The sequence below is a fragment of the Pseudomonas alvandae genome (genome assembly GCF_019141525.1).
Taxonomy (GTDB): Bacteria; Pseudomonadota; Gammaproteobacteria; order Pseudomonadales; family Pseudomonadaceae; genus Aquipseudomonas; species Aquipseudomonas alvandae.
In genome coordinates this window covers 1,086,830-1,101,779 of sequence record NZ_CP077080.1, presented here as the reverse complement: position 1 = coordinate 1,101,779, position 14,950 = coordinate 1,086,830, and the positions used below count along the sequence as shown (strand labels likewise).

The window sequence follows — 14,950 nt, the reverse complement described above, 5'->3', positions numbered from 1 at the left end:
TTCCTTGCAATGTCGGTCAAAGCACACGCGCAAGCCCGAGCGTCAAGGCGAATGCGACCACTGAGATCAGCGTTTCAAGCACGGTCCAGGTCTTGAAGGTTTGCGCGACGGTCATATTGAAGTATTCCTTGATCAGCCAGAAGCCGCCGTCGTTGACGTGGGAAAAGATAACCGACCCGGCCCCGGTCGCCAGCACCAGCAACTCGGGATGGGGATAACCCAGGCCAATCGCCACAGGCGCGACGATGCCCGAGGCGGTGGTCATCGCTACCGTGGCCGAACCGGTGGCAACGCGCATCAACGCGGCGAACAACCAGCCCATGACCAGCGGTGACAGTTGGAATTCCTGAGCCAGGCCGACGATTTGCTGGGTCACCCCGGCGTCCACCAAAATCCGGTTCAAGCCGCCACCGGCGCCGACCAGCAAGGTGATGCTGGCGGTCGGCGCCAGGCATTCATTGGTGAACTTGAGGATCGATTCGCGATTGAAGCCCTGGGCCAGGCCGAGAGTCCAGAAGCTGAGGATGGTCGCCAGCAACAAAGCGATCACCGAGTTGCCGATGAACAGCAGGAACTGGTTGAACGCGCTGCCCGGTGTGGAGATCAGGTTGGCCCAGCCGCCGATCAGCATGAGTATCACCGGCAGCAGGATCGTCCCCAGGGTTATGCCGAAGCCTGGCAGATTGGCCCGTGGCTCGCGGTCGAGAAATTGCCGTTCCAGCGGGTTCTCAGCGGGCAGCTGGATGCGCGGCACGATGAATTTGGCGTACAGCGGGCCGGCGATGATCGCAGTGGGAATACCGATCAGGATCGCGTACAGCAAGGTCTGCCCCACCGAGGCCTGGAACGCCTGCACCGCCAGCATCGCCGCCGGATGCGGCGGCACCAGGGCATGGACCACCGATAGCCCGGCGACCATCGGCAGCCCCACCATCAGGATCGACACGCCCACGTGCCGGGCGATGGTGAACGCGATAGGCACCAGCAGCACGAAACCGACTTCGAAGAACAGTGGCAGCCCAACCAGGAAGGCAATGCACACCATTGCCCAGTGGGCGTTGCGCTCGCCGAAGCGTTCGATCAACGTCTGCGCCATTCGCTCCGCCCCGCCGGACTCGGCCATCATCTTGCCGAGCATCGTGCCCAAGGCCACCACCAGCGCGATGTGTCCCAGGGTCTTGCCGACACCTGCCTCGTAAGCGCCCACCACACCCGAGGGCGGCATCCCGGCCAGCAGCGCCAGGCCAATGGACACCAGGGTAATCACGATGAACGGATTGAGCCGGTAGCGCGCGATCAGGACGATCAGCGCAATGATGGCGATGGCCGCGTAGACCAGTAGCCAATATCCGAAAGCAGGTGCCATGCGTGACTCCTCGAATGGGGTGACGTCGATGTGTTGTGAAACTCATAAATCATTTCGACCTGGATTTTTCAAACCGACTGAAAGTAATTTTCGCGCACAGACAAAAGATGTCGCTGACGGACATCGCGACATGGCGCTGATGAAAATCCAGCGCAAGACTTTCATCGTTCTTGTGGCGAGGGAGCTTGCTCCCGCTGGGCTGCGCAGCAGACCCAAGTTCATCAACCCAATCGACCAACGGCTGGCCGCCCCGCACTCAATTCCGTACCATCCGCACCTGTTTTTACACCGCTTCCCCGGCAGCCGACTCTCCGTCGGCGCCCAGTCAGGTAAACCATGAAACCAGCACGTCTTCGCGCCGACGCCCTCGCCGGCCTCACCACCTCTTTCGCCTTGCTCCCCGAATGCATCGCCTTCGCCCTGGTGGCCCACCTCAACCCGCTGATGGGGCTGTACGGCGCATTCATCATTTGCACGCTGACTGCGTTGTTCGGCGGTCGGCCCGGGATGGTGTCGGGCGCGGCGGGGTCGATGGCGGTGGTGATCGTCGCGCTGGTGGTCCAGCACGGTGTGCAATACCTGTTGGCGACCGTGCTGCTGGGCGGACTGATCATGATGGCGTTCGGGCTGTTGCGGCTGGGCAAGCTGGTGCGCATGGTGCCGCACCCGGTGATGCTCGGCTTCGTCAATGGCTTGGCCATCGTGATTGCGCTGGCGCAGCTGGAGCATTTCAAGCGTGACGGCGCCTGGCTGAGCGGCGCCCCGCTGTACCTGATGGCGGGCCTGGTGGCGCTGACCATGGCCATCGTCTACCTGCTGCCGCGCCTGACCCGCAGTGTGCCGCCGGCCCTGGTGGCAATCCTCGGCGTCGGCCTGGCGGTCTATCTGCTTGGCCTGCCGACCCGGACGCTGGGCGACATGGCGCACATCGCTGGCGGCTTGCCAGTTTTCGCCCTGCCGGACATTCCCTGGAACCTGGAAACCCTGCAAATCGTCGCGCCCTATGCAGTGATCATGGCGATGGTCGGTTTGCTGGAAACCCTGCTGACCCTGAACCTGACCGACGAAATTACCGAGAGTCGCGGCTATCCCGATCGTGAGTGCGTGGCGCTGGGTGCGGCCAACATGGCCTCCGGGATGCTGGGCGGCATGGGCGGTTGCGCGATGATCGGCCAGACGATGATCAACCTCAGTTCAGGCGGACGCGGGCGGTTGTCAGGTGTGGTGGCCGGGGTGATGGTGTTGCTGTTCGTGTTGTTCCTGTCGCCGCTGATCGAGCGCATTCCGCTGGCGGCGCTGGTGGGCGTGATGTTCGTCGTGTCGCAACAGACCTTCGCCTGGGCCTCGCTGCGGGTGGTCAACAAAGTACCGGCGAACGATGTGCTGGTCATCGTTGCAGTGACGATCATTACGGTATTCACCGACCTGGCCATCGCAGTGCTTTGCGGGATCATCATCGCGGCGCTCAATTTCGCCTGGCAACAAGCCCGCGAACTGTACGCCGATGCGCACCTGGAAGCGGACGGCAGCAAGCTTTATCACTTGCACGGCACGTTGTTCTTCGCCTCGACAACCCAGTTCCTCAACCAGTTCGACCCAACCAGCGACCCAGCCCTGGTAACGGTCGATTGCCGTCACTTGCGCTTCGTCGACTACTCCGCCGTCGCCGCGCTGATGACCCTGCGCGAGCGCTACAGCAAGGCCGGCAAACATCTGCGCGTGTTCCACCTGTCCGAGCGGTGCAAGCGAATGCTCAAGCGCGCGGGTGTGCAGCACGACTAAAGCTACACCCAACAAAAACCTGTGGGAGCGGGCTTGCTCGCGAATTCGGTGTTTCAATCGGCGAAAATGCTGCCTGATACACCGCTTTCGCGAGCAAGCCCGCTCCCACAGGTCTCATGTTTTACTGTGGATCTCTCCAGTTCCGGTGTGACTCACACCATCTCATCAAGAATCCACGCCACCACCGACGTCCGCTTCGGCGTCCAGCCGAGCAATTCACGGGCATTCGTGCCGCGCACACGACTGTTGGAGCCCAGCCCATAGTTGGCCATTTCATACCCCCACTCGGCCTCGGCCTCCGCCAGCGGCCAACCCTGTGGCGCATCGAGATTCAGCGCCCGGGCCATCGCGGTGGTCATCTCGATAAACGACGCTTCGCCGCTTTCAACGAAGTAGAACGTGCCGGGCCGGTTACGGGTGAGCGCCAACGTGTACAGCTCGACCACATCCTCGATGTGCACGTTGGACCAGATGTTCTGCCCATGCCCGACATGCCGCACCACGCCACTCTTACGGGCCTGCTTGAGCAGGCGCGGCAGTTGCACGCTGTCACGCTTGACACCCAGGCTGTGGCCGTAGATCAAGGTGTTGCAGATGACCGCCGAGTTCACCCCGTGCTTGGCCGCTTCAAGGATCAGATTGTCGATGGCGACACGTGCAGCCTTGTCGGCGGTGGGTTGTGGCAGGTTGTCTTCGTGGTAGATGTCATCGCTGGCGCGACCGCCCGAGGCATCGCCGACAATGCTCGAACCGCTGGTGTGCAGCAGAACCTTGTTCGATCCCTTGAGGGCTTCGACCAACGCCTCGGCCGCACCATGATGGTCGCTGCTGGCGGCATTGATCACCGCGTCGGCGGCACGGGCCTGCTCGGCCAGCATTGCGCTGTCTTCAAGGGTGCCAATGACCGGCGTGATGCCCAACGCGGTCAACTCGTTGGCTTGCTCGACACTGCGCACCAGGCCGGTGACGTGATGCCCGGCCCGCACGAGGCCAGTGGCAATGGAACCGCCGATAAAACCGGCAGCCCCGGTGACGAATACGTTCATGGATAACTCCTTGGCAAGCTAAGTGATGGGACGAGTATCGAGGGCCATTCCTTGCCGAAACAGCCCACATTGCCCAAATCACTCTTGCCTTGAAGTCACGAATCAGCCTTTGAAATCTCGTGAAGCGTATTCGGCGAGCTTGCCTTGAATGAAGTCCAGGAAACACTGGATCCGCAAGGCCAATTGGGAGTTGCGGTAGTACACCGCATTGATCGGCTGGCGATAGCCGCTATTGGAATCGACCAGCAACACCTTGAGCCGACCGGCACGAATGTCATCACGGGTCATGAAATCCGACAGGCAGGCAATGCCCTGCCCTTGCAGCGCCAGGTGCCGTACGGTTTCGCCACTGGACGCGCTGATGGCCGGCTGGATCGGCCAGCGGTCGCCATGGGTGTGGCGCAGCGGCCATTGATTGAGGCCATCGTTCAGGGCAAACCCCAACAGCGAATGTTCCGCCAGTTCAGCGACGCTCGCGGGCGTGCCATGCGCTTTCAAGTAAGTCGGACTGGCGAGGATGTGCAACGGGCTGCAACCCAGCGAGCGGGCGTGAAGCGTCGAGTCCGTGAGGGTGCCGATGCGGATGGCGACGTCGGTGCTCTGTTCGAGCAGATCGATGATCAAGTCGTTGCTGTTGAGCTCCAACTGGATGTCCGGGTAGAGCGTGCGGAACTCGTCGATGTGAGGAACGATGGCGTGGAGCATGAAAGGCGATGCGGCGTTGATCCGCAAGCGCCCGGCTGGGTTCTTCTGGCGGGACGACAAGCGCTCTTCCAGCGCGTCCATCTGGTCAAGAATGCCCTTGGCCTGCTCGAAGAAATACTTTCCCTCTTCGGTCAGGTCCATGCGCCGTGTGGTGCGGTTGATCAACGTGGTGTCGAGCTTGGCTTCCAGCCGCGACAAGGTGCGACTGACCGCCGAAGGCGTTTGCCCGACCTGCTCGGCGGCGGCGGAGATCGACCCGCATTCGATCACGCAGACGAAAATCTGCAACTCGTCGGATCTGGCTTTCACAGACATCCTCTCGGTGGAATGCACACCCAATGTGAAGGATGCTTTTGTGGCGAGGGAGCTTGCTCCCGCTGGGCGCGGAGCGACCGCTTTTGGGAGGCGCTTCGCACCTCAGCGGGAGCAAGCTCCCTCGCCACGGTTACACCTTCGTTTCAGGTGAACCCTGATACTAACGGATTACCGCGAAAGGCCGAACACCTCGGCCAAATGCCGCTCATACCGCGCCACATCTTCCTCGATGTTCGGGCGCTTCATCACGTCCACGCACAGGAACGTTGGCAGGCCGGTCATGCCGAGGAACTGGTTGGCCTTGTGGAAGGGAAAATACACGGCGTCCACGCCCTTGGCTTCGAAGAAATCCGTCGGGTCATCGAACGCTTGCTGCGGGGCGTTCCAGGTCAGCGACAACATGTATTGCTTGCCCTGCACCAAACCACCGCTGCCGTATTTTTGCGACGCATCGGAGCGAGTGCGGCCGTCGCTGGCATAGAGGCTGCCATGGCCTTCAGTGAAGACTTCGTCGATGTATTTTTTCACGGTCCACGGGGCCCCCATCCACCAGCCGGGCATCTGGTAGATGATGACGTCGGCCCAGAGGAACTTGGCGACCTCTTCCTTGATGTCGTAGCCACCGTCAATGAAAGTGGTTTTCACATCAAGACCGCCACGGTCCAGGACGCTCAGTGCGGTGTCGTGAAGGGTCGCGTTATAGCGACCGTCGGAATGGGCGAACTGTTTACCGCCATTGAGCAGCAGGACTTTTTTCATCGGGAGCCTCATCGGTTCCAAGGCGTGGCCGCTGGGGCGTCGCCAAGGGGAAGATTAAAAATGATGGCGGCAGGGTACCGATGAGCTGCGCGCGGAATAAGCACCGCAACGACAAAACTGTTTTGATCAAGACGCACGAATAAGCGCCTGATTGTTGCCTTAGAATCCTCCGCACTTTCAGTCCAGGAGCCTACCCTGATGAGTGATTTGCACGGTTTCATCCTGCACGCCAAGACCCGCCCGGAAAAAGCCGAAGCCTTCGAAGCGTTGTTCCGCGCCTACGTCGAACCCAGTCGCGCCGAACCCGGCTGCATTGAATACCACATGCTGCGGGACCAGCAGGACCCGACGCTGTTCATCTTCTACGAAATCTGGGCGTCCCAGGCTGATCTGGACGTGCATTCGAACCTGCCGCACATGAAGCAGTTTTTCGAACAGCGCATGGATTACCTGGAGCGCGATTTCGAGACTCGTCGCGTCGACATGCTCAGCCGGTCCTCGGCTAACCGCTGACCAGCAGATGGCCGCCGAGCACACCGAGGCCAATGAAAAATACCCGTTTGAACAGCACGGCGCTGATCCGCTGGCGCAGCCATTGCCCGAGCCACATTCCCAGCAACGCCGGTATCAGCGCCAGCAGCGATGCACTCAACTCGCCGCCGCCCAAGGCGCCTCGCCACAACAGACCGGCCGCCAAGGCCAGTGTTGAAACGGTGAATGACAGGCCCAGGGCTTGTACCAGCTCATCTCTGTTCAAGCCCAACGCCTGGAGATACGGCACCGCCGGAATGACGAACACGCCGGTGGCTGAGGTGATCACACCGGTGAGCAACCCGCAAAGCGGAGCAAGCCAGCCTTCCTGCACGGCACCGACCCGCAACGTCGGTAAAAACAATCCGCTCAATGCGTACACCATCAGCGCGGCGCCCAGTCCCCTTATTGCCCAGGCCCCGCCCACCATGCCGATCCACAGCGTACCGAATCCGGTGCCAATGAAAATCGCCAGCAGCAACGGCCACAGGCGCAGGACAAGCCCCCGTAAATGCCCGCCCAACGCCAATTGCCAGACGTTGGTCAGGGTCGCCGGAATGATCAGCAACGCCGCAGCCTGCGTCGGAGCCATAGCCAACCCGAGCAAGCCCATGGCGATCGTCGGCAGGCCGAGGCCGATCACGCCCTTGATCGTGCCGGCCAGCAGGAAGGTACCGATGACCAGAAGGGAAAGGGCCGGGCCGAGGTTTTGGTAGAACGCGATGAGGGTGTCCATGGGGTTATCGTGCGCCCGGGGCGTTGGTTTGGAAATGTGTCATACACTGAGGGTGCCTCTCTTTCAGCAAGAGGCTGAGACTCTGTTGACGCTCCTGGCGCCTTCGCGAGCAGGCTCGATCCCACAGTTGAAACGCAATTCCTTGTGGGAGCGAGCCTGCTCGCGAAGACGGCATACCAAACACCGTAAAACTTGAGACAGGCCCTCATGCACTTCGACCTCACCGACCTGCGCCTCTACCTGAATATCCTCGACGCCGGCAATATCACCGCCGGTGCAGCCCGCAGCCATTTGTCCCTGGCCGCGGCAAGCGCTCGAGTCCGCACCATGGAGGCGTCCCTGGGCATCGATTTGCTCGAACGCGGGCGACGTGGCGTGACCCCGACACCGGCCGGCAAAGCCCTGGCCCAGCATGCCCGAATCCTTTTGCAGCACACCGAACATCTGCAACAAGACTTGGCCGAATACGCCAGAGGCGTCAAGGGCCGGGTGCGACTGCTGTGCAACACCAGCGCCATGACCGAGTACCTGCCGGAACCGCTGGCCGATTTTCTCAAGACCCATCCGAACCTGGATATCGACTTGCAGGAACTGCCCAGTTCACGCATCACCCATGCCCTGCGCCAAGGCGCGGCGGATCTCGGGATTATTTCCGACGCCGTTGACACCGATGGCCTACAGGCCTGGCCTTTTCGCGACGACCCGCTGGTATTGATCCTACCGGCCGGACACCCACTGGCTGACAACCGAGCCGTGCGTTTCAGCGAGACCTTCGGGCACGACTATGTCGGCCTGAACGCCTCCAGTGCCCTGGCGATCCACCTGGAAGAACAGGCCCTGCACATCGGCTCACGCATGCAGATCCGCATTCGCGCCGACGGTTTCGACGGGGTGATTCGCATGGTTGCGCACGGTGCGGGCATCGCCATCGTGCCGAAGGCGGCCATCGACCGGCGCCCGCCCGAGCCTGGGTATCACTGTGTCCCGCTGCAAGAGGCATGGGCCCACCGGGCGTTGCTGCTCTGCGCCCGCAACTTCGAAGCTTTGCCTGCCTATGCCAAGACCCTGGCTCGGCATCTGGCTGATTGATGCGCGCTTCTGGACAGCCCGGTGTCGAGCACAGGCATCTGCCTACTCTTGCTCCGCGCTAGGGTGCAGGTTCTTTCTTGCCCCTTTTCCGGAGCTCACATGACCGCACCCATCACCGTCCTGCGCGACACCCATCCGCTGCCCGTACTCGACGCCTGCAAATGGGAAAAGCTTGAAGGCGATCCGCATACCGTCAACCTCAACGCCTACACCAGCGAGGACGGCAGCAAGATCATGGGTACCTGGATCTGCACGCCCGGCAAATGGCGTGTGGATTACGTGAAGTGGGAATACTGCCATTTCCAGGAAGGCTACTGCGTGATCACCCCGGACGGCATGGCACCGATCCATCTGCGGGCCGGTGACATCTTCGTCGTCGAGCCGGGCATGAAAGGTACTTGGGAAGTGGTCGAGACCGTGCGCAAATATTTCGTGTTTGCCTGAGACAAAAAACCGAGAGACCACCCGACATGGTCTCTCGGAAAACAACCGTGGAAGCGTCACCGCTTCAGCACTGCCCTGTGGCGAGGGAGCTTGCTCCCGCTCGGTTGCGCAGCAACCGCCAACAAACAGGGCTGCTACGCAGCCCAGCGGGAGCAAGCTCCCTCGCCACAAAAGCCTCTCGATATCACAGGTTTACTGCGGCTTGCGATAGCTGTTCACAATTGCCGAGAAGTCCTGGCCACCCTCGCCCCGCTGGCTCATCGCCTGATACAGCTGCTGCGCCACCGCCCCTAATATCACCGGCTGACGAGCCTGACGCGCCGCTTCGGTGGCGAGGCCCAGGTCCTTGAGCATCAAGTCCGCGCCGAAACCGCCGGTATAGCCACGGGATGCCGGCGCCGTTTCGATCACGCCGGGCCAAGGGTTGTAGGTATCAGAGCTCCAGCATCGCCCGGTTGAACTATTGATGATGCCGGCCAGCACCTGGGTGTCGATCCCCAAGGCATCGCCCAAGGCCATGGCCTCACTGACACCAACCATGGAAATCCCCAGCAGCAGGTTGTTGCAAATCTTGGCGATCTGCCCGGTGCCGACTTCGCCGCAGTGCACGATGTTGCGGCCCATTTGCGCCAGCACCGGTTGCAGGGTGGCGAACAGCTCGTCCGTAGCGCCAACCATGAAGGTCAGCGTGCCCGCCGCCGCGCCGCCGGTACCGCCCGAAACAGGCGCATCGGCCATCGCCACCCCTTGCTTCGCCGCGGCAGCCGCGACGTCGCGGGCGGTCTGGGGGTCGATGGTGCTGCAATCCACAGCCGGCGTACCGGCGGCGATGCCGGCAAGCACACCGTCCTCGCCCAGCCAGACGCTGCGCACATGGGCAGCGGCGGGCAACATGGTAATCACCAGCGCCGCGCCCTGGGCCGCGTCGCGGGGCGAGGCGCTGATGGTGCCGCCCAACGCCGCCAGTTCAGCCAGCACCGCCTGGTTCAAGTCGAACAGGTTCAGCGAATGGCCGGCCTTGAGCAGGTTGCGCGCCATGGGTGCGCCCATGTTGCCCAGGCCGATAAATGCAATGTTCATGTCCGGCTCCTCAACGCAGATTGATGGTGGTGTTCACACCGTCATTGACGCTGTCGTCGTCGAACCAGCGCGCGGTCACGGTCTTGGTCTGAGTGTAGAACTGCACCACTTGTTTGCCGTAAGGGCCGAGGTCGCCGAGTTTCGAACCACGGGAACCGGTGAAACTGAAGAACGGTACCGGCACCGGGATCGGAATGTTGATACCCACCTGCCCGACGTCGATTTCGCTCTGGAATTTGCGCGCCGCCGCACCGCTCTGGGTGAACAGGCCGGTGCCGTTGCCGAATGGGTTGGCGTTGACCAAGGCGATGGCCTGGTCGAGGGTGTCGACTTCCAGCACCACCAGCACCGGGCCGAAGATCTCTTCGGTGTAGATGCGCATATCAGTCGTCACGCCGGAAAACAGGGTCGGGCCGACAAAATTGCCCTGCTCGAAGCCCGGCACGCTGATGCCACGGCCATCGAGTTCCAGCTTCGCACCTTGCTGCACGCCACTTTCGATCAACTCAAGGATTCGCGCCTTGGCCCGCTTGGAAATCACCGGCCCAACGTCCGTGCCAGGCTCGCTGCCGGCGTTGACCTTGAGTTTCTGTGCCAGGGCCTTGAGCTCCGGCAACCATTGCTTGGCTGCGCCCACCATCACCACCACGGAGGTGGCCATGCAACGTTGCCCCGCCGCGCCGAAACCCGCACCGACCAAGGCGTTGAGGGTCTGCTCACGATTGGCATCAGGCAACACCACCGCGTGGTTCTTGGCACCCATCATCGATTGCACGCGCTTGCCGTGGCGGCCTGCCAAGTCATAAACATGGGTACCGACCGCCGTCGAACCGACAAAGGAAACGGCCTTGATGTCCTTGTGGGTGCAGAGCGCATCCACCACATCCTTGCCGCCGTGCACCACGTTGAGGACACCCGCCGGCACGCCGGCCTCGATGGCCAGTTCTACCAGGAGCATGGTCGACAGCGGATCCTGCTCCGACGGCTTGAGCACAAAGGTGTTGCCGCAGGCGATAGCCATCGGGAACATCCACAGCGGAATCATCGCCGGGAAGTTGAACGGCGTGATGCCCGCGCACACCCCGATCGGCTGGCGCAGCGTGTAGGTATCCACGCCCCCGGCGACGTTTTCGGCAAACTCGCCCATCTGCAGGGTGCCGATGGAACAGGCATGCTCGACCACTTCCAGGCCACGGAAAATATCGCCCTCGGCGTCGGCGATGGTCTTGCCCTGTTCGGCACTGAGCACCGCGGCGATGCGCTTGGAATGCTCGCGAATCAATGCCTGGAGCTTGAGCATGATGCGCATCCGCGCACCGATGGGCGTCAGTTTCCAGGTCTGGAAAGCACGCTGGGCGGCGGCGATGGCGGCATCGACTTCCGAGGCCGTGGCGAACGGAACCTTCGCCAATACCTGCTGGGTGGCCGGGTTGACGATGTCATGCCATTCGTTGGATTGGGATTCAACCCACTCGCCATCGATCAACAGTCTGACGGTTTGCAGGGCAGTGTCGCTGGGCGTAAGGGAAACGTTCATGCTGGCCTCCGGGATTGTTCTTATAAGAGAGCACTGGTTCAGCAACGGCCAAGGTGAACGGACACCTTGGTGATAAGACGGTTTTTGGAGTATAGATGTGCAAACTTCTAATAAGAACGCACATAAAGTCCGGTCCATCATGCAAAAAAACATCACCTCCCTGGGGTCGCTGAATTGGGATGACCTCAAGTTTTTCCTCGAAGTGGCCCGTACCCGCAAGGCCAGCACGGCCGCCAAGCGCCTGGCGGTCGATTACACCACGGTGTCGCGACGCATCAGCTCGCTGGAAGCTTCACTGGGTACGCTGCTGTTCGAGAAATCCCGGACCAACGGTTTTGTCCTGACGGCTGAAGGCCAACGATTGCTGGGCTACGCCGAATCGATCGAAAGCACGCTGCACATGGCTTGCGAACAGGTCTCAGGCTCCGGCGTCGCGCTGTCGGGCCATGTGCGCATGGGCTGCACAGAAGGCTTCGGCAGTTTTTTCATCACGCCGCAACTGAGCCACTTCGTCGATGCCTACCCGGCCATTTCCGTGGACATTCTGCCGCTGCCCCATTTCATCAGCCTCTCCAAGCGCGAAGCCGACATCGTCATCGCCCTCGAACGCCCAGAACACGGCCCATACGTATGCTGCAAGCTGTGCGACTACCGCCTGCAGCTCTACGCCACCCAGCAATACCTGGACAACCACCCGCCCATCCACCGTCCGGCGGACTTGGGCAAGCACTCGTTCATCAGCTATGTGGACGACCTGGCATTCAGTTCCGAGCTGCTCTACCTCGCCAACGTCCTGCCCGGCGCGCATGCTCACCTGCGCAGCACCAGCGTGATCGCGCAATTTGTCGCGGCCCAACAGGGGCGGTCGCTGGCGATCCTGCCGTGCTTCCTGGCGGCCCAGGACCCACGCCTGTTGCCGGTGCTGCCGGAGGAAATCACGGTTACCCGGCAGTTCTGGATGTACTGCCGGGAGGACCTGCGCAAGCTCAAGCGGATCACCTTGTTGTGGGATTACATTCGCGAGGTGACTGAACAGAACCGGCTGTTGCTGATGGGCGACAGCCGGGAGATGGTGTTTGCCGATTAGTCGGCAATGACCACGATGGCGACGCGGCGGTTTTCGGTGCGGCCGCTGGCCGTGTCGTTGGATGCGACGGGTTGGCTGCTGCCCAGGCCGCGCAGCTGGACGTTTTCTTCTCGCATGCCCACGCCTGTCAAGACCTTGCCAACGCTGTTGGCCCGGCGTACCGACAGTTGTTCGTTATAGGCTTGGGAGCCCGATGCGTCGGTATGACCGTCGACACGTACTCGCTCGATACCTACGCCCAGCAGGGCCTTGCCGATCCGCTCGACAATTTCGGTACTGGCAGGATTGAGGCTTTCCACATCGCTGCCAAACAGCACTTTGCCGGAGAGACCGAAGGCCCAGCCCTCCTCCGTCAACTTGAAACCCTGCTCCTTGAGGACGGCGATCTGCGCTGGGGTCAGGCCTTTCGGCGGTGTGGTCTGGCACCCGGCGAGGGTAAAAACGGCGATCAATAAAAATGCTGCGAATCGCAGCAGGGGGAAACGAGCATTTGAACGCATGCAATCAGCTCCTGGTTTGAAGATCCGCGACCGGGTGCTCCGACCCTGCCGTGTGTTGGCCGCCTCGGGCGAGGCGCTTGGCCTGGTACATCGCAGCATCGGCGGCACTCAGCAAGGCGCCGGGCGTGGCACCATGTTCGGGAAAAACCGCGATACCGACACTGAGGGACGTCAAGACCGAGGCATTGCCGGGCAACTGAATCGGCATGTCCATGCTGGCAATGATTTTCTCAGCGATCCGCTCGGCATCCTCGACCTTGTGCAGGGGCGTCAGCAGCACGGCAAACTCATCGCCCCCCAGGCGCGCGACCAGGTCATTCTCTCGCAACTGCGCGCGGACCCGGGTCGCCACGGCAGTCAGCACCGCGTCGCCGGCAGCGTGACCGAAGTTGTCATTGATGCCCTTGAAGCGGTCGCTGTCCAGATACAGGACGGCCACCTGCTCGTCGAGCTTGCTGGCATTGCGCAACGCGCGGATCAATCGACCTTCGAAAAATGCCCGGTTAGGCAATCCGGTCAGGCTGTCGTGGCTGGCCTGGTGAGCCAAGGTTTCGTTTTCACTTTGCAGATGGGTCTGCCAGGATTCCAGTTCGGCAAGCAAGGCGTTGAAGTCGTTGCCCAGGTTGTCCAGTTCAGCGATGTCGGCCGGCGGCACGCGACGATCCAGAGCGCGCTCGCAGCGCGCGGCGTGAGCCACTTCAGCCAGGCTGCGCAGTGGCCCGGTAATCGACCGCAACTGGCGCCTCGCCAGATACAGTGCGACCCAGGCGCTTATCGCCGTACATAAAACAATGCCCGCGAGGCCGCTGAGCAAAAATCGCAACAGGCTTCCGCCATGTCCGGCCAGCAAGATTCTGCCGATGTTCTGTCCTTGGTGGACGATGGGAAGGCTGATCGGTTTTTCCAGGAATGCCTTCGCGATATGCAATTCCAGACCCGACAAGAGGCCGGTGTCGGGTCGCTGCCAGTGAGCCAGAAGGCGACCGTGCTCATTGAATATCTGCGCATCGGCTACTTCTTCGGTGGCGGCAATCAGCGCCAGCGCTTCCGTGGCGGCGGCCGCGTCATCAAACACCACGGCGGCCTCCACGGTGTAATTGATTGAACGGGCGATCAAATGCAGGTTGTGATCGGCATAGACCCGCAACGCGAGCACGCCGAGCAGCGTCAGCGAAATGCTGGCCATGGAGATCGCCACCAGTGCGACGATCAGATGGCCGCGACCGATAACCGAGCCCAACGTGGGCCGAACTCGTGGCTTTGGGGAACTCATGGGGCGGCCGGCCTGCGACGTGAAAGCTGGAGAACGCTCGGATGAATTCGCACGCCACTGCGCGCAACCGAATCAAGGTTGACCTCGAACGAGACCTGTTCATCGCCGACCCGCAGGCAGAACAGACTGCCCACGGTACATTGATCGCCCCCCTCGCTGATGCTCAACACAGGCTTGCCAATCAATGACGTGAACAGGCGCGAGCGTTCCTCATTGGTCAGCCTGCCGATGTAGACAGCGTTGCAGTCGTCGGCGATGCCAGGATGATCTGCCAGCACCCGCTGCACGGATACCGGTCGGCCCGTGGCCTGGGTCGTACCTTTGACAAGCACATCGGTATATTGAGTCGGACCGACGATACAGAGCTGCAATTGTGTCGGCTCCACAGGCCAACGGGCATAGCTGAGGATGCCCAGCACGACCTGTGTGACCGCTTCGGCTCGCTGGTCGGCGCGGTCGGGGGTTGCCTGCTCTTGAGCGACCACCGCGAATGACAGCATCCATAGGAAGCCGGCAAGCACATGAGGCTTCCAGTTCTCGCTGCACGCTGCCCCCCGAACTGCCACCATCCTGGATGATCTCTGATTAAGATAAGAGCCGAAACGATAACACAGTGTCAAAAAGCCAGCGAGACAGTGCCCTACGGCGATTTCCGACAAAAAACAGGCAGAACCGCGATCGAAGCATTAAAGGTGAAAGT

At 61.5% G+C, this 14,950-nt stretch carries 16 protein-coding genes; 6 read left to right on the top strand and 10 right to left on the bottom strand.

What is annotated here, in order from left to right:
- Positions 1-16: 16 nt before the first annotated feature.
- A complete protein-coding gene (locus KSS97_RS04820) occupies positions 17-1,366 on the bottom strand; it encodes a GntT/GntP/DsdX family permease (protein ID WP_217861215.1) in 1,350 nt (449 codons plus the stop codon).
- Between KSS97_RS04820 and KSS97_RS04815 the strand changes: the two genes are divergently transcribed.
- Positions 1,365-1,706, top strand: a complete 342-nt coding sequence (locus tag KSS97_RS04815) for a hypothetical protein (protein WP_217861214.1) — start codon at positions 1,365-1,367, stop codon at positions 1,704-1,706. The two genes, KSS97_RS04820 and KSS97_RS04815, sit on opposite strands and share 2 nt — an antisense overlap.
- Complete coding sequence (locus KSS97_RS04810) at positions 1,703-3,148, top strand: SulP family inorganic anion transporter (protein WP_217861213.1); 1,446 nt, start codon at positions 1,703-1,705, stop codon at positions 3,146-3,148. Before KSS97_RS04815 ends, KSS97_RS04810 begins: the two co-directional genes overlap by 4 nt.
- A gap of 152 nt (positions 3,149-3,300) precedes the next feature.
- On the opposite strand, the gene KSS97_RS04805 is transcribed toward KSS97_RS04810, so the two are convergent.
- From KSS97_RS04805 to mdaB, 3 genes are all read right to left on the bottom strand, one after another.
- Positions 3,301-4,194, bottom strand: a complete 894-nt coding sequence (locus KSS97_RS04805) for an NAD-dependent epimerase/dehydratase family protein (RefSeq protein ID WP_217861212.1) — start codon at positions 4,192-4,194, stop codon at positions 3,301-3,303.
- A 102-nt stretch (positions 4,195-4,296) separates the two neighbouring features.
- Complete coding sequence (locus tag KSS97_RS04800) at positions 4,297-5,208, bottom strand: LysR family transcriptional regulator (RefSeq protein ID WP_217861211.1); 912 nt, start codon at positions 5,206-5,208, stop codon at positions 4,297-4,299.
- A 174-nt stretch (positions 5,209-5,382) separates the two neighbouring features.
- Positions 5,383-5,973 carry an NADPH:quinone oxidoreductase MdaB gene (mdaB, locus tag KSS97_RS04795; protein WP_030139723.1) on the bottom strand — a complete coding sequence of 197 codons (591 nt, stop codon included), beginning with the start codon at positions 5,971-5,973 and terminating at the stop codon, positions 5,383-5,385.
- Positions 5,974-6,171: 198 nt separating this feature from the next.
- On the opposite strand from mdaB, the gene KSS97_RS04790 reads away from it, so the two are divergent.
- Complete coding sequence (locus KSS97_RS04790) at positions 6,172-6,486, top strand: putative quinol monooxygenase (RefSeq protein ID WP_217861210.1); 315 nt, start codon at positions 6,172-6,174, stop codon at positions 6,484-6,486.
- On the opposite strand, the gene KSS97_RS04785 is transcribed toward KSS97_RS04790, so the two are convergent.
- A complete protein-coding gene (locus KSS97_RS04785; RefSeq protein ID WP_217861209.1) occupies positions 6,476-7,240 on the bottom strand; it encodes a sulfite exporter TauE/SafE family protein in 765 nt (254 codons plus the stop codon). The two genes, KSS97_RS04790 and KSS97_RS04785, sit on opposite strands and share 11 nt — an antisense overlap.
- 207 nt (positions 7,241-7,447) lie before the next feature.
- Here KSS97_RS04785 and KSS97_RS04780 point away from each other — a divergent pair, with 207 nt between their 5' ends.
- The gene (locus tag KSS97_RS04780; RefSeq protein ID WP_202334978.1) at positions 7,448-8,329 is read left to right on the top strand and encodes a LysR substrate-binding domain-containing protein; all 882 of its coding nucleotides are present in this window, start codon (positions 7,448-7,450) and stop codon (positions 8,327-8,329) included.
- A gap of 99 nt (positions 8,330-8,428) precedes the next feature.
- Positions 8,429-8,773, top strand: a complete 345-nt coding sequence (locus KSS97_RS04775) for a cupin domain-containing protein (RefSeq protein WP_003177747.1) — start codon at positions 8,429-8,431, stop codon at positions 8,771-8,773.
- 192 nt (positions 8,774-8,965) lie between these two features.
- Here KSS97_RS04775 and mmsB read toward each other — a convergent pair whose 3' ends face one another.
- Positions 8,966-9,853: a 3-hydroxyisobutyrate dehydrogenase gene (gene mmsB, locus KSS97_RS04770; protein ID WP_030139719.1), complete on the bottom strand. Its 888-nt coding sequence runs from the start codon at positions 9,851-9,853 to the stop codon at positions 8,966-8,968.
- Positions 9,854-9,863: 10 nt separating this feature from the next.
- Positions 9,864-11,390: a CoA-acylating methylmalonate-semialdehyde dehydrogenase gene (locus KSS97_RS04765; protein WP_181287489.1), complete on the bottom strand. Its 1,527-nt coding sequence runs from the start codon at positions 11,388-11,390 to the stop codon at positions 9,864-9,866.
- Between the two features lie 139 nt (positions 11,391-11,529).
- Here KSS97_RS04765 and KSS97_RS04760 point away from each other — a divergent pair, with 139 nt between their 5' ends.
- Positions 11,530-12,477: a LysR family transcriptional regulator gene (locus tag KSS97_RS04760; RefSeq protein ID WP_030139717.1), complete on the top strand. Its 948-nt coding sequence runs from the start codon at positions 11,530-11,532 to the stop codon at positions 12,475-12,477.
- Here the strand turns inward: KSS97_RS04760 and yfiB are convergent.
- The 3 genes from yfiB to yfiR are packed head-to-tail and all read right to left on the bottom strand — an operon-like array spanning position 12,474 to position 14,819.
- Positions 12,474-12,977, bottom strand: coding sequence for an outer membrane lipoprotein YfiB (yfiB, locus tag KSS97_RS04755; protein ID WP_217861208.1), 504 nt, complete (start codon positions 12,975-12,977; stop codon positions 12,474-12,476). The two genes, KSS97_RS04760 and yfiB, sit on opposite strands and share 4 nt — an antisense overlap.
- Before the next feature lie 4 nt (positions 12,978-12,981).
- On the bottom strand, positions 12,982-14,250 hold the full coding sequence (gene dgcN / locus KSS97_RS04750; RefSeq protein WP_030139715.1) for a diguanylate cyclase DgcN/YfiN: 1,269 nt from the start codon (positions 14,248-14,250) through the stop codon (positions 12,982-12,984).
- On the bottom strand, positions 14,247-14,819 hold the full coding sequence (yfiR, locus tag KSS97_RS04745) for a regulatory sequestration protein YfiR (protein ID WP_030139714.1): 573 nt from the start codon (positions 14,817-14,819) through the stop codon (positions 14,247-14,249). Before yfiR ends, dgcN begins: the two co-directional genes overlap by 4 nt.
- Positions 14,820-14,950 lie beyond the last annotated feature (131 nt).

Coding starts and splice junctions, on each gene's coding strand:
- KSS97_RS04815 (WP_217861214.1), top strand. CDS start 1,365: ATGCGTGACTCCTCGAATGGGGTGACGTCGATGTGTTGTGAAACTCAT.
- KSS97_RS04820 (WP_217861215.1), bottom strand. CDS start 1,366: ATGGCACCTGCTTTCGGATATTGGCTACTGGTCTACGCGGCCATCGCC.
- KSS97_RS04810 (WP_217861213.1), top strand. CDS start 1,703: ATGAAACCAGCACGTCTTCGCGCCGACGCCCTCGCCGGCCTCACCACC.
- KSS97_RS04805 (WP_217861212.1), bottom strand. CDS start 4,194: ATGAACGTATTCGTCACCGGGGCTGCCGGTTTTATCGGCGGTTCCATT.
- mdaB (WP_030139723.1), bottom strand. CDS start 5,973: ATGAAAAAAGTCCTGCTGCTCAATGGCGGTAAACAGTTCGCCCATTCC.
- KSS97_RS04790 (WP_217861210.1), top strand. CDS start 6,172: ATGAGTGATTTGCACGGTTTCATCCTGCACGCCAAGACCCGCCCGGAA.
- KSS97_RS04785 (WP_217861209.1), bottom strand. CDS start 7,240: ATGGACACCCTCATCGCGTTCTACCAAAACCTCGGCCCGGCCCTTTCC.
- KSS97_RS04780 (WP_202334978.1), top strand. CDS start 7,448: ATGCACTTCGACCTCACCGACCTGCGCCTCTACCTGAATATCCTCGAC.
- KSS97_RS04775 (WP_003177747.1), top strand. CDS start 8,429: ATGACCGCACCCATCACCGTCCTGCGCGACACCCATCCGCTGCCCGTA.
- mmsB (WP_030139719.1), bottom strand. CDS start 9,853: ATGAACATTGCATTTATCGGCCTGGGCAACATGGGCGCACCCATGGCG.
- KSS97_RS04765 (WP_181287489.1), bottom strand. CDS start 11,390: ATGAACGTTTCCCTTACGCCCAGCGACACTGCCCTGCAAACCGTCAGA.
- KSS97_RS04760 (WP_030139717.1), top strand. CDS start 11,530: ATGCAAAAAAACATCACCTCCCTGGGGTCGCTGAATTGGGATGACCTC.
- yfiB (WP_217861208.1), bottom strand. CDS start 12,977: ATGCGTTCAAATGCTCGTTTCCCCCTGCTGCGATTCGCAGCATTTTTA.
- dgcN (WP_030139715.1), bottom strand. CDS start 14,250: ATGAGTTCCCCAAAGCCACGAGTTCGGCCCACGTTGGGCTCGGTTATC.
- yfiR (WP_030139714.1), bottom strand. CDS start 14,819: ATGGTGGCAGTTCGGGGGGCAGCGTGCAGCGAGAACTGGAAGCCTCAT.